This is a genomic window from Rhodococcus sp. USK10 (assembly GCF_019378875.1).
GTDB classification, from domain to species: domain Bacteria; phylum Actinomycetota; class Actinomycetes; order Mycobacteriales; family Mycobacteriaceae; genus Rhodococcus_F; species Rhodococcus_F pseudokoreensis.
Map to the genome: position 1 here is coordinate 1408013 of NZ_CP076048.1, position 12746 is coordinate 1420758.

Genomic DNA, 12746 nt, shown 5'->3' on the forward strand with positions numbered 1-12746 from the left:
CCTAGTCCGGCAGGATCGGCACGCTCACCCCCTGATCCCGGCCCAGCAGAACCGCACGGGTGACCGCCGAGGAGCCGAAGCGGTCGCGGAGGCTGTCGAGCGTGCTGTCGAGGGAACTGCTCGTGTACGGATCGAACGGCAACGCCAGTTGTTGTGGGCAGTCGTCCTCGAGGTTGGCCACCGCGACGCCGACGAGGGTGATGCCCTTGCTTTCGATCATCGGCATCGCGTTGCCGAGCAGGCCCTGGGCCGTGGTGAGGATCGTCTGCGTCTGCGCCGACGGTTGTGCCAGGGTGTGCGATCGGGTGACCCGGGTGAAGTCGTCGAACCGCAGCCGCAGCACCACCGTGCGTCCCACCCGCTTGCCGCGGCGCAACCGGCCCGCCACCCGGTCGACCAGCGTCACCAGGGCGGCGTCCACGTCCTCCCGCGACGTGGGTCTGCGCCCCAGGGCGTGCTGGGCGCCGACGGACCTCCGCCTGCGCCCCACCTGCACGGGACGGGGATCGCGCGCCCAGGCGAGTGCGTGGAGGTGATGACCCGCCGCCGGTCCGACGATGGACACGAGCAGCTCTTCCGGATAGTGGGCCAACTGGCCGACGGTGCCGATCCCGGCGTCGCGGAGCTTGCGCGACGTCACCGCACCGACTCCCCACAGCCGTTCGACCGGCAGCGGGTGGAGGAATTCGATCTCCCCGTCCGGCGGCACGTGCAGCAGTCCGTCGGGCTTGCCCACCGCGCTGGCGACCTTGGCGAGGAACTTCGTTCTCGCGACGCCGACGGTGATCGGCAGACCCACCTGCTCGCGCACGTCGCGGCGCAATCGTGCCGCGATGTCGACCGGTGCGCCCGCGATCTTGCGCAGACCCGCCACGTCGAGGAACGCCTCGTCGATCGACAGACCCTCGACCAGCGGTGTCGTGTGCCCGAAGACCTCGAACACCGCCTTGCTCGCGGCCGCGTACGCCGACATCCGCGGGCGCACCACGACGGCGTGCGGGCACAGCCGCAGCGCCTGGGCACCACTACTGGCCGTCCGCACCCCGTACGCCTTCGCCTCGTAGCTCGCGGCCAGCACGACCCCGCCTCCGACGATCACCGGACGCCCCCGCAGCGCGGGGTCGTCCCGTTGCTCCACCGAGGCGTAGAACGCGTCGAGGTCGGCGTGCAGGATGGTCGCCTCGGCGCCACTCGAGATGCGCGGGCGCGGCGAATCGGACACGAACATATGTTCGCATCGACCACCGACAGAAGTCGAGGACGGTTCAGTCCGACAGCAGCATGCGCAGTGCGGTGGGTGTCCTGCCGACGTGCGTGCGGATCGTCCTGGTCATGTGGGCCTGATCCGAGAACCCCAGATCGGCGGCGAGGCCGGCGAGGTCCCGGTGGCAGTCCTCGATCCGCACGAGCGCCCGACCTACCCGGACCCGGTTGCGGTACCGCGTGAGCGAGACCCCCACGACCGCGCTGAAGGCACGACTCAGAGCGAACGGCGACACACCGAGCCGTTGGGCGAGGGGAATCAGTCTGTGGGAGCCGGGCTCGTCGTCGAGGATCGCCGCGCGGGCGGCGGCGGCCAGCGTGTGATCCGGAAGGCCGTCGCGCCGATGCGCACTCGACCGTTCCCGAGACGCGGCGTGCGCGGCGACCGCGACCAGCCGGACGACCTCTTCGGCGAGGCCGAACTGGATGTCGCCGGTGCGACCGGCCCGGAGCAGGCGTCGGTGCAGGAGATCGACGGAGGCGTCGACGTACACATCGGGCAGGCCGAGTATCCAGTGCTCACCGGCGATGGAACGCCACAACTCGGGCCGGACGCCGATCGACGTGCACCGGTCTCCCCCGGCGGGGTGCGCGAACCACCCCGGCTGCACGGCGCAGCAGTCCACCGTCCAGACGCTCGCGCCCGGCAGCAGTGCGACCTCGCTCATCGGCACGACGGGGACGCTACCCGCGGGGACCGACACGTCCGGAGCGCGCCGGTGGCCCTGCAAGAATCTTCAATCTTCGCGGGATTCCCCGCGGCACGCTGGGGTCATGGCATACATTCTCGAGTCCACCCACATCGACGTCCCACCGGCTGCCGCGGGGGACGCTCTGCGCGCCTGGGGCGCGTTGCACACGCGGCTCGCCTCCGGGTTCGTCACCGACACGGTGCTCGACCGGGGTGATCGGGTCGTCACGTTCTGCGACGGATCTGTCGTCCGGGAGCGTCTCGACTCGTGCGACGAACACGCACACAGGCTGGCCTGGTCGATCGTCGACGGCCCCTACCTGCATCACCATGCGTCCGCCCAGGTGAGCGACGACGGTCACGGCGCAACCGATTTCGTCTGGATCGCGGACGTTCTTCCCGACACTCTCGCCGAGAGGACCGCGCAGATGATGCGACTCGGCATCGAGGCCGTGCGGCGGACCCTCGACACCCGTTGAGACACCGACGGCCCGTCACGGTTCAGGAGGACTGAACGGTGACGGGCCGTGCGGACGCCGATCTGTGCGGATCTACGGCGAGGCGATCGCCGCGCTCATCACGCGGATGGCACTGACGAGACCGTCGATGAGGTCTCCGTCGCCGAACGACGACACCGCCGCCGTCGCCCCGAGTTGGGCGACCCGGTCGGTGACCCGTTTGGCCACGGCCCGGCCGCTGCGGATCTCGACCGTCCGCTGGTTGGGCGAGACCGCGATGAGGACGGACCGTTCCGCCTCGGGAGTCGTCGGGAAGAGCGCATCGGCGCCGGCCGCAGTGTTCTCGCCGAGGTCGCCGACGTACGCGTTGAAGCGCACCTTCGTCTTGCGGGTCCCTTCGGTGAGGGCATCGTCGAGGCGGACGAGTTCGTCCGTCGTGAACGGCAGGTCGTCGGTGAAGGGCTCACCGACGCGGTGCACGCCCGAGATGCGACCGCTGGCGGTCACGACGCTGCCGACGGGCAGATTGTCCGCGGATACGGTCGCGGGGATCAGGTCACCACTTGCCACTTGCCGAGCCTCCAATCAGGTCTTCCGAACCGGCGTGCGCGCCGTGGTGCCCGCCGTGATGACCGTGCGTGGTCACCTCGTCGACGGCGCTCCACAGCACCGGCGCATGCGTCCATTCCTCGCCGAGGTGGAACGCGGGCGGCACGGGGCCCGGCGTCTTCTTGCCGACGAACGACATCGCCGCGAAGAAGGCGGTGATCAACGCCGGAATTCCTACGAATATCAGCACTGTCTCGAGAATGCTCACAACGCAAACGGTAGCCCAGAACCGTGCGAAGGGAAGCGTCAGGGCCGAACTTCGCGAAGCGGTCGCGCGGAACGCTCAGGCGGCGCCTTCACCGAGGTAGGGCATCCACGACGGGTGCAGGTCCTTCGTCGATGCCAGCAGTCGCCAATGCGGGCCCGACGGCGGCACCAGTGAGGCCCGGAGCGTCCAGCCGAGTTCGCTCAGCAACTTGTCCGCCTTGCGATGGTTGCAGGGCGCGCAGCAGGCCACACAGTTCTCCCACGAATGCTCGCCGCCACGACTGCGGGGAACCACGTGATCGACCGTTTCGGCCTTGGACCCGCAGTACCCGCAGCGGAACCGGTCGCGGTGCATGAGGGCCGCGCGGGTCATCGGAACGCGCGCGCGATACGGGACGCGGACGTAATTCCGGAGGCGGATCACGGACGGCACCTGAACGGACCACTGCTCGGAGTGGACGACCGGGGCCTGCGGATCCTCGTGGACGGTGTCGGCCTTACCGCAGGTCATCAACACCACGGCACGGCGGGCAGGAAGGGCGGTGAGCGGCTCGTAGGTGACGTTGAGGAGAAGCACCCGGCGCTTGATCCAGAGCGGAACCGCATTCTCGCCCGGGAAAGAAGGCTCGGCGCTGCGCGCGGAGCCTTCGGTGATCACTTGTAAAGCAAACGCCCCTGAAACCCCGGCACTCCGGGCATCAGTGGGCACGAGTTGTCGGTGCGCGCGGGCGCTGTGTCGATTCTTCATGCGACCTCCGGGAGATTGCCACCAAGTGCACCATGAATTGCCTGCCTGCGCACGCCCATTTCCGACAAAAATGCAGGACATTCGGTGAACAGACGGTGACGAAGACCGTTCCCGCCCGCACGTGCACAATGGAAGGCGCCATGACTGACGTGCAGCAGACCTTCTATGAGGCGGTGGGCGGAGCGGAGACGTTCCGCAAGCTCACCGCGCGCTTCTACGAGGAAGTCGCCAAGGACGACATCGTCCGGCCCCTCTATCCCGAGGAAGATCTGGGTCCGGCCGAACGCCGGATGCGGATGTTCCTCGAGCAGTACTGGGGCGGACCGCACACCTATTCGGACGAGCGCGGCCACCCGCGACTGCGGATGCGTCACCACCCGTTCAAGATCGGCCCGATCGAACGCGACGCCTGGCTGCGGTGCATGCACACGGCGATCGCGTCGATCGACTCCGGGACGCTCGACGACGCGCATCGCAAGGCTCTGAGGGAGTACATGGACATGGCCGCGGCGTCGATGGTGAACTCCGCCTTCTGAAACCGCCGCAAGCCGATTGCGCCTGTCGAGTCGTGGCGGGGACGATCGTTTGGCACGATGGGCGATTGTGAGCACTCCCGCCGAAACGTCCGCCGACGACACACAGCCGGCACCCTGGTGGTCCGACGCGGTCTTCTACCAGATCTATCCCCGCTCGTTCGCCGACGCGAACGGTGACGGCATCGGCGATCTCCAGGGAGTGCGCGACAAACTCGGCTACCTCGAACTGCTCGGTGTCGACGCCCTCTGGCTGAGCCCGGTCATGCGTTCCCCGATGGCCGATCACGGCTACGACGTGTCCGATCCCCGCGACATCGACCCGTTGTTCGGCGATCTGGAGGTCATGGACGAGCTGATCGAGGCTGCGCACGCCCGCCAGATCAAGGTCACGATGGACCTGGTGCCCAACCACACCAGCGTCGAGCACGAGTGGTTCCGAGCCGCCGTGGCATCGCCACCGGGCAGTCCGGAACGGGACCGGTACATCTTCCGCGACGGCCGCGGCGAGAACGGCGCGGAGCCGCCGAACAACTGGCCGAGCATCTTCGGCGGTCCGGCGTGGACCCGGATCACCGAGGCCGACGGCACGCCCGGCCAGTGGTACCTGCACATCTTCGCGGCGGAGCAGCCCGACCTGAACTGGGACAACCCGGAGGTCGTCGAGGATCTCACGAAGACGCTGCGGTTCTGGCTCGACCGGGGCGTCGACGGATTCCGCATCGACGTCGCGCACGGCATGGCGAAGCCCGAAGGTCTGCCGGATCACGACTGGTCCGCCAACGAACTGCTGCACAACTCGGACGACGACCCGCGGTTCGACAACCCCGCCGTCCACGACATCCACCGCGGCATCCGCAAGGTCCTCGACGAGTACCCGGGCACGGTGGCCGTCGGGGAGATCTGGGTCCGCGACAACGAACGCTTCGGCGAGTACATCCGGCCCGACGAACTGCACCTCGGGTTCAACTTCCGGCTGGCGGAGGCCGAGTTCTCGGCGGAGACGGTCCGGGAGGCGATCGAGAACTCCCTGACCGCCGTCGACCAGGTCGGCGGAACCCCCACCTGGACCCTGTCGAACCACGACGTCGAACGGGAGGTCACCCGGTACGGCGGCGGCGAGATCGGCACCGCACGCGCCCGGGCCATGATCCTCGTCGAACTGGCGCTGCCGGGTGCGGCGTTCCTGTACAACGGCGCCGAACTCGGCCTGCCCAACGTCGACCTGCCCGATTCGGCGTTGCAGGACCCGGTGTGGGAGCGGTCCGATCACACCGAACGCGGCCGCGACGGATGCCGGGTGCCCGTCCCCTGGGAGGGCACCGAACCGCCGTTCGGGTTCAGCACGGGCGAACCCTGGCTGCCGATGCCTGCCGAGTGGGCCGGCCTGACCGTCGAGGCGCAACTCGAGGACGTCACGTCGACGCTCTCGCTGTACCGGGCGGCACTCGAACTACGCTCGTTCCGCCCGGAGTTCTCCGGTCCCGGAGTCGACTGGTACGGAAGTCCCGAGGGCTGCTTCGCCTTCCGCAGGCGCGGTGGTCTGATCTGCGCGCTGAACGCCACCGAGGCGCCGATCTCGCTGCCGCCCGGCGAGGTGCTGCTCAGCAGCGCGCCGCTCGTCGAGGGACAGCTTCCGCCGAACGCGGCGGCGTGGCTCATCTGACCCGGACTCCCCCGGTTGCGGTGTGCGGCCCGGCCTACCGGGCCACCGACAGCGGAATCCCCCCACCGCGGTGCCGGTAGATCGACCCGAACCGGGCGTCCACCCGCAGCCACGACGCGGTGGCCCGCACCCGGACCAGTTCCGAGGCGTCGATGCGATCGAGGTCGATGTCGGCGGTCAGCCGATCCGAGCCGGCGTGCGGCACGAACCCCATCGCGGTGAGCGCGAACACCACCCGCATCGGGATACCGACCGTCTGCCCCGCGCCCTCCACACGCAGGACCTCCTGGTCGAGCAGTGACGCGGGCGGTCCGTGGCTGCTGCCGTGCTCCTGCGCCAGCGCCGCACCGCGCTGTGCGAGGTCGACGAGGACGCGCGCCGGGACGTCGTCGACGTGGACGAAACCCTCCGTCGGAGGCAGGGCGCCCCGCCACGCCGAATCCATCGAGAACCCCGGATCGATGTCGGCTGCGGTCGCCGCTTCGAGCGCGGCGAGCAGTTGGTCACCGGCAGCCGACGTGTCGTCCGGGGTGATCGTCCCCGCGATCGTGCGCACCGCCAGCGCGTCGAAACCGGTTGCCGCCCAGGCCGTCAGACGGCCGGGTCCGCGTTGGCGGAGACGCACCACCGTCGCCTCGTCCAACCGGACCACCCGGGTGAGGAAGGTGGCGAGATCGCCGCGTTCCGTCGCGTCCGGGATCGACAGGACGCGCTCATGCACGCTGCCAGCTCTCCAGGTACCCGCGCTCGACGTCGGTGATCCTGCGGAGTCGCTGAGTGTCGATGTCGAACGCCGCGATCTGCGTCGACGCGACGATCGACGGCGCGACCGAGACGTCGACACCCTTCGGTCGGACCTCGTAGTTGATCGTGAAATCGACGGCGCGAACCTTCTCGACCCACATCAGCACGTCCAGCGGTGAATCGCTGTGCCGGAGCTGCCCGCGGTAGCGCACGTGCAGGTCGGCGATGACCGCGCCGTCACGCAACGTGACCGTGGGCCGGTCGTCCTCGAACAGCCAGGGAATCCGCGCCTCCTCCAGCAGCGTCACCATCCGAGCGTGGTTGATGTGCTGGAAGACGTCCATGTCCGACCATCGAACTTCGACCTCCGCGTGAAAGCCCTCGCTCAACGTCATACCTCCGATCGGGTGCCCATTCCGCGCACCATGCTGCGTACCTGACGCGCCGCCACCGAGAGCGTCGCGAGGTCAAGGGTCCCAGACTCGAAAATCTCGGTGAGAGCGGACCTCGCCCTGGCCAGCCGGGACGCGTTCGTCGACTCCCAGTCGTCGATCTTCTCCTGCGGCGTCTCGTGAGGTTCGCCGCCGAGAAGCACTTCCATCGTGAGCTGGCGCAGCGAACTGTACAGGTCGTCGCGCAACGCGAGGCGGGCCAGCGAATGCCACCGGTCGCCGCGCGCGAGGGTGGACACCGCGCTGAGCAGCCAGTCGATGCCGAGGTGCGCGTCGAGTTCGTAGTACAGCTCGGCGACCTCGTCGATGTCGCGCTCGGCGATGTCGGCGATGTCGATGATGTCGAGCAGGCAGAACTTGTCCAGGAGCCGGTACACCTCGAAGGCCAGGTCTTCGGGCGCTCCGCGGACGACCAGCGGCCGCGTCCGCAGCTCGACGTCGGTGAGCTGATGCCCCCGCACGAGCTGCGGCACCTTCGGCGAGAGGGCCCGGAAATCGGCCGAGTAGCGGGCGATCTCGGCGCCCACCGCGAGAGGCTGCGGCCGATTGGTCAGCAACCAGCGCGACGCCCGGTCGAGAACCCGGCCAGACTCGAGGATCAGGTCGTCCTCGATGTCCGCGGCGATGTTCGCCGACCGGATCCGCGACCACAGGTCGGGCAGGGCGAAGATCTCGGTGACCGCCGCATACGCGCGGATCGCGTCGGTGCTGCTCGCCCCCGCCTCGTCCGCCAGTCGGTACGCGAAGGTGATTCCGCCGTTGTCGATGGTCTCGTTCGCGAGCATCGTCGCCACGATCTGCCTGCGCAGGGGATGCGCCTTGATCGCCGTGCGGAACTGCTTCCGCAGCACGGTCGGGAAGTACCGCGGCAGCCGCGGCGCGAACGTCTCGCTGTCGGGCAGGTCCGTCGCGAGGAGGTCGTCCTTGAGCGCAAGCTTCACGTGCGCGGTGAGAGTCGCGAGTTCCGGAGACGTCAGCCCCTGCCCGGCCTGCCTGCGACGAGCGATCTCCTCTTCGGTGGGCAGGGCCTCGAGTTTGCGGTCGAGACCGCGGCGGGACGCCAGGTGCTCGATCTGACGGCGGTGCACGCTCAGCATGGGGACCGCGCTGGTCCGGGAGACACCGAGGAGGTTGTTCTGGGCGATGTTGTTCGCGAGAACGAGGTGGGCCACCTCGTCGGTCATCGACGCCAGCAGCGGATTGCGGTCCTCCCGAGGCAACCCGCCGCAGCTCACCAGCGAGTCCAGCAGGATCTTGATGTTCACCTCGTGATCGGAGCAGTCGACGCCCGCCGAGTTGTCGATGGCGTCGGTGTTGATCCGGCCACCGTTCTGGCTGTACTCGATGCGGCCGAGTGCCGTCACTCCCAGGTTGCCGCCCTCACCGACCACCCTGGCCCGCACCTCGTTGCCGTCGACGCGCACGGAGTCGTTGCTCTTGTCGCCGACCATCGCGTTGGTCTCGGTGGACGCCTTGACGTACGTGCCGATGCCGCCGTTCCACAGCAGATCCACCGGGGCGCACAGGATCGCCCGGACCAGTTCCGGTGGGGAGAGTTCGGTGACGGTGTCGTCGAGTCCGAGGGCGGCTCGCGCGGCCGCGCTGATCGGGACCGATTTGCGGGTCCGGTCCCACACTCCGCCGCCCGCACTGATGAGGCCGGTGTCGTAGTCGGCCCACGACGACCGGGGCAGCGCGAACATCCGGGATCGCTCCTCGAACGACGTGGCGGCGTCGGGATCGGGGTCGAGGAAGATGTGCCGGTGGTCGAACGCCGCCACCAGCCGGATGTGCCTGCTCAGCAGCATGCCGTTCCCGAACACGTCGCCGCTCATGTCGCCGACACCGACCGTCGTGAAGTCCTCGGCCTGGGTGTCGACGCCCATCTCGCGGAAGTGCCGTTTCACGCTCTCCCAGGCACCGCGGGCGGTGATGCCCATCCCCTTGTGGTCGTAGCCGGCCGACCCACCGGACGCGAACGCGTCGCCGAGCCAGAAGTTGTACTGCTCCGCAACCGAATTGGCGAGGTCGGAGAATTTCGCGGTGCCCTTGTCCGCGGCCACGACGAGATACCGGTCGTCGCCGTCCCGCCGCACCACCCGGGCAGGAGGCACGATCTCACCCGACACGTGATCTACATTGTCGGTGAGATCCAGGAGCCCGGAGATGAACGTGCGGTAGCAGTCCTGGCCCGCCTCGAGAGCGGCCGCGCGGTCGGCCGCCGCGTCCCCCGACGGCGTCGGCGGATTCTTGACGACGAAGCCGCCCTTCGCCCCGACCGGGACGATCACCGCGTTCTTCACGGCCTGCGCCTTCGCCAACCCCAGGATCTCGGTGCGGAAGTCCTCACGCCGGTCCGACCAGCGCAACCCGCCGCGGGCGACGGACCCGAACCGCAGGTGCACACCCTCGACGTCGGGTGAGTACACGAAGATCTCGTACTTGGGCCGGGGCTTCGGCAGTTCCTGGATCGAGGTCGGATCGAGCTTGATCGACAGATGGGCCGGCGGCTCCCCGGTCTCGCCCGTCACGAAGTAGTTGGTACGCAGCGTCGACGTGATCAGCCCGAACAGACCGCGCAGGATGCGGTCCGCGTCGAGGCTGACCACGGAGTCGATGTACTCCCGCAGGCGGGTGTCGAGTTCGGCCACCAGGTCGGGTGAAGGTGTCTCCGGGTCGAACATCGCCTCGAACAACTCGACGAGTGTGTACGCCGACCGCGGGTTGGCCAGCGCAACCCCCTCGATGTGGAACTGGCTGTAGGGAAATCCCGCCTGGCGCAGATACTTTGCGTACGCACGCAGGATCACGGCCTGCCGCCACGACACTCCCGCCCGCAGGATCAGCTCGTTGAAGCGGTCGGCCTCCGCCCGCCCGAACCAGACCGCAGTGAACGCATCCGTGAACCGTTCCTGAAGCTTCGGTTCGGCCGCGGACGCCTCCTCGGCGGCGAGTTCGGCATCGAGGTCGTCCTCCACCGAGGAGCGGAGCAACTCCGCGGGCACCGACAACCCGAAATCGTAGATCCAGCACGTCAACCCGTCGGGCCGCGGAATCTGGTAGGGGCGTTCGTCGAGGACCTCCACGCCCAAACTCTGCAGCACCGGAAGCACCTGGCTCAGCGAAATACCGTCGCCGCCCACATACAGGGTGAACCGCCAGTGCCCGACCTCCGCCCCACGGTCGCGGTACAGCAACAGGTCGATGGAGCCGCCTGCGAGCGCCTCCAGCCTCGCGAGATCCGACAACGCGCGGGTGGCGTCGAAATCCTCCTTGTACCCCTCGGGCAGCACGTCGGCATAACGCTGCGCCAGAATGGGATCCACACCGGCGGTGACCGGCAACAGGTCCCCGAGGTGGTCGTCCCAGCTGCGGCTCGCCTCGGCCAGCATCGCCTGGACCCGTTCGCGGTCGGCGTCCGACAGGTCGAGCAGCGACCCCCTGTGTTCGATATTCTTGCGGATCGTCACGTGCAGCAACGCCAGGTCGGACTCCGTGACGCGTGCAGTGTATTCCAAAGTGCCGCCGCCGAATTCCCGCAGCAGGATGTCCTGCATAGCGAGCCGGACCCGGGTGGTGTACCGGTCCCGAGGCAGGTAGATCAGACAGGAGACGAACCGTCCGAGGAAGTCCTCGCGCACGAACAGGCGCACCTGGCGCCGGAGCCCGATGCTGTGCACGGCCGTCACCGTGTCGAACAGGGTGTCCGCGTCACTGGAGAACAGTTCGGTGCGCGGGAACGACTGGATGACCTCCAGCATCGCCTGCCCCGAATACGAGTTCAACTGGAACCCGGCTCGGTCGATCACCTTGCGCACCCGGCGGGCGATCACCGGAATGTCGAGGACGTTCTCGTGCAGCGCCGTGACGGTGAAGACGCCGAGGAAGCGGTGCTCACCGGTGATGTTGCCGGTCGCGTCGAGGATGCTCACACCGACGAAGAACGGGTAGACCGAACGGTGCACGGTCGCGGGGAACGAGCCCTGCGTGAGCACGAGCAGGGGGCGGTCGGGGATCTCGGCGGCAGGCGGCAGACTCAGCGGGCCCTCGGTGACCGTGTCGGAGCGCAGCAGTCCGAGACCACTGCCCGGCACCACCTGCAGGCTCCGGGCGCCGGACTCGTCCGGCTCCCCCAGTTCGAAACGCCGGTACCCGAGCGCCGCGTAATTGCCCTGCGACATCCACCGCAGCAGGTCGGCGCAGTCCTCCAGGTCGTTCTTCGACACGCCGGGACAGGGTGCGGACGCCTCGAGTTCGTCGGCCAGCGTCCGCTCGAGCTTGCGCATGATGTCGGTGTCCCGCACCACCTGGCGCACGTCGGCCAGGACGGTGCCGACCTCCTTCTCGAGCGTGTCGAGGACCGCGGAGTCGGCACGCGGATCGAGCTGGACGTGGATCCACGACTCGGACACACCGTCCTCGTCGGCATCCTTGACCTTGTCTCCCATAAGGATTCCGCGCAGTGCGCCGATCGGATCACGCCGCACCGACACGATCGGGTGCACGAATTCGCTGATCCCGATGCCGAGCCGGTTCAGCAGCGCGGTGATCGATTCGACGAGCAGCGGCATGTCGTCCGTGACGATCTGCAGGGACGCACCGAGTTCGCGCCCGTCGCCCGGCCGGTAGACCCGGGTGATCGCGCGCTCCGGGGGCCGATGCAGGGCCAGCGTCAGATGCGCGCCGAGCACGGCGTCGGAGGCGCCGTTGACGGCGCTCTCGCTGTCACCGCGATCGACGTGCCGGAAGTACACGGCTGCGAGAGTCGGCACCTGAGACCGGAGACCTTCGGGCAGATTCCGCGCCCACTCCGCATCTTTCAGTGCTGCCGATTCCGTCATCGGGGCTCACTTCCTCTTCGTTCCGATCGCCGCGGGCAACTCTCTCGAGACTAGCCCGCGGCGATGGGAACAGAGGGTGAACTTCGGGCACCCCGCGTGCCGGATTTGTCAGCCGGTGGTCACTGGCGCGAGGTACTTCTCGAGCCCGTCGCGTTCCGCCTCGGACAGCGGACGCGACCGTTCGGTCTTCACGTCGAACGCCACCAGCAGGGCGTCGCCCGTCGCGCAGTGGACGCCGTCGCGGTTCGTGACGACGTGCCGGATCGTGTACGACGAATTGCCGACGTGGAGCACCGACACGTCGATCGTCAGCGGACCGGAGGCGTCGGTGACGGGACGCAGGAATTCCACGTCCATCTTGCGCACCACCATCGCACCGGGCTGCGCGCCGGCGGCGCGCAGTTCGGTGGTCAGGAATGCGATCCGCGCTTCCTGCATGTACTCCATGAAGCGGGTGTTGTTGACGTGACCCAGGCGGTCGGAGTCACCCCACCGGACCTGGATCTCGTACGTGAAGGCCTGCTGCCCCACCAG

Annotated in this window: 12 protein-coding genes; 3 read left to right on the plus strand and 9 right to left on the minus strand. The window is 68.4% G+C overall.

The annotated features are described in order from the left end of the window. Position 1: 1 nt before the first annotated feature. Together dinB and I1A62_RS13480 are read right to left on the minus strand one after the other, a co-directional pair. Positions 2-1228, minus strand: a complete 1227-nt coding sequence (gene dinB / locus I1A62_RS13475) for a DNA polymerase IV (RefSeq protein ID WP_219458881.1) — start codon at positions 1226-1228, stop codon at positions 2-4. 37 nt (positions 1229-1265) lie between these two features. After that, entirely contained in the window at positions 1266-1931 is a 666-nt protein-coding gene (locus I1A62_RS13480) for an AraC family transcriptional regulator (protein WP_257890945.1), read from the minus strand. A 106-nt stretch (positions 1932-2037) separates the two neighbouring features. Between I1A62_RS13480 and I1A62_RS13485 the strand changes: the two genes are divergently transcribed. Then, positions 2038-2433, plus strand: coding sequence for an SRPBCC family protein (locus I1A62_RS13485; protein WP_219458882.1), 396 nt, complete (start codon positions 2038-2040; stop codon positions 2431-2433). A gap of 72 nt (positions 2434-2505) precedes the next feature. Here the strand turns inward: I1A62_RS13485 and I1A62_RS13490 are convergent, their stop codons facing one another. The 3 genes from I1A62_RS13490 to I1A62_RS13500 all read right to left on the minus strand — a co-directional run bounded on the left by I1A62_RS13490 (position 2506) and on the right by I1A62_RS13500 (position 3976). Next, the gene (locus I1A62_RS13490; RefSeq protein ID WP_219458883.1) at positions 2506-2982 is read right to left on the minus strand and encodes a DUF5130 domain-containing protein; all 477 of its coding nucleotides are present in this window, start codon (positions 2980-2982) and stop codon (positions 2506-2508) included. Further along, entirely contained in the window at positions 2969-3229 is a 261-nt protein-coding gene (locus I1A62_RS13495) for a hypothetical protein (RefSeq protein ID WP_012688329.1), read from the minus strand. The genes I1A62_RS13490 and I1A62_RS13495 overlap by 14 nt, the downstream gene beginning before the upstream one ends. A 75-nt stretch (positions 3230-3304) precedes the next feature. Continuing rightward, on the minus strand, positions 3305-3976 hold the full coding sequence (locus I1A62_RS13500; RefSeq protein WP_192581730.1) for an HNH endonuclease: 672 nt from the start codon (positions 3974-3976) through the stop codon (positions 3305-3307). A gap of 140 nt (positions 3977-4116) precedes the next feature. On the opposite strand from I1A62_RS13500, the gene I1A62_RS13505 reads away from it, so the two are divergent. Together I1A62_RS13505 and I1A62_RS13510 are read left to right on the plus strand one after the other, a co-directional pair. Next, complete coding sequence (locus I1A62_RS13505) at positions 4117-4512, plus strand: globin (protein WP_043824253.1); 396 nt, start codon at positions 4117-4119, stop codon at positions 4510-4512. A gap of 67 nt (positions 4513-4579) precedes the next feature. Then, positions 4580-6175, plus strand: a complete 1596-nt coding sequence (locus tag I1A62_RS13510; RefSeq protein WP_219458884.1) for a glycoside hydrolase family 13 protein — start codon at positions 4580-4582, stop codon at positions 6173-6175. Between the two features lie 34 nt (positions 6176-6209). Here the strand turns inward: I1A62_RS13510 and I1A62_RS13515 are convergent, their stop codons facing one another. The 4 genes from I1A62_RS13515 to I1A62_RS13530 all read right to left on the minus strand — a co-directional run bounded on the left by I1A62_RS13515 (position 6210) and on the right by I1A62_RS13530 (position 12743). Further along, positions 6210-6896 (minus strand): hypothetical protein, encoded by a 687-nt coding sequence (locus tag I1A62_RS13515; RefSeq protein WP_095865127.1) that lies wholly within the window; start codon positions 6894-6896, stop codon positions 6210-6212. After that, positions 6889-7314, minus strand: coding sequence for a thioesterase family protein (locus I1A62_RS13520; RefSeq protein WP_124390101.1), 426 nt, complete (start codon positions 7312-7314; stop codon positions 6889-6891). Before I1A62_RS13520 ends, I1A62_RS13515 begins: the two co-directional genes overlap by 8 nt. Then, positions 7311-12212 carry an NAD-glutamate dehydrogenase gene (locus I1A62_RS13525; RefSeq protein WP_124390100.1) on the minus strand — a complete coding sequence of 1634 codons (4902 nt, stop codon included), beginning with the start codon at positions 12210-12212 and terminating at the stop codon, positions 7311-7313. The genes I1A62_RS13520 and I1A62_RS13525 overlap by 4 nt, the downstream gene beginning before the upstream one ends. Before the next feature lie 108 nt (positions 12213-12320). Beyond that, positions 12321-12743, minus strand: coding sequence for a thioesterase family protein (locus tag I1A62_RS13530; protein ID WP_012688336.1), 423 nt, complete (start codon positions 12741-12743; stop codon positions 12321-12323). Positions 12744-12746 lie beyond the last annotated feature (3 nt).

Excerpts from the sequence above, each read along its gene's own strand:
- dinB (WP_219458881.1), bottom strand. The coding sequence starts at position 1,228 with ATGTTCGTGTCCGATTCGCCGCGCCCGCGCATCTCGAGTGGCGCCGAG.
- I1A62_RS13480 (WP_257890945.1), bottom strand. The coding sequence starts at position 1,931 with ATGAGCGAGGTCGCACTGCTGCCGGGCGCGAGCGTCTGGACGGTGGAC.
- I1A62_RS13485 (WP_219458882.1), top strand. The coding sequence starts at position 2,038 with ATGGCATACATTCTCGAGTCCACCCACATCGACGTCCCACCGGCTGCC.
- I1A62_RS13500 (WP_192581730.1), bottom strand. The coding sequence starts at position 3,976 with ATGAAGAATCGACACAGCGCCCGCGCGCACCGACAACTCGTGCCCACT.
- I1A62_RS13505 (WP_043824253.1), top strand. The coding sequence starts at position 4,117 with ATGACTGACGTGCAGCAGACCTTCTATGAGGCGGTGGGCGGAGCGGAG.
- I1A62_RS13520 (WP_124390101.1), bottom strand. The coding sequence starts at position 7,314 with ATGACGTTGAGCGAGGGCTTTCACGCGGAGGTCGAAGTTCGATGGTCG.
- I1A62_RS13525 (WP_124390100.1), bottom strand. The coding sequence starts at position 12,212 with ATGACGGAATCGGCAGCACTGAAAGATGCGGAGTGGGCGCGGAATCTG.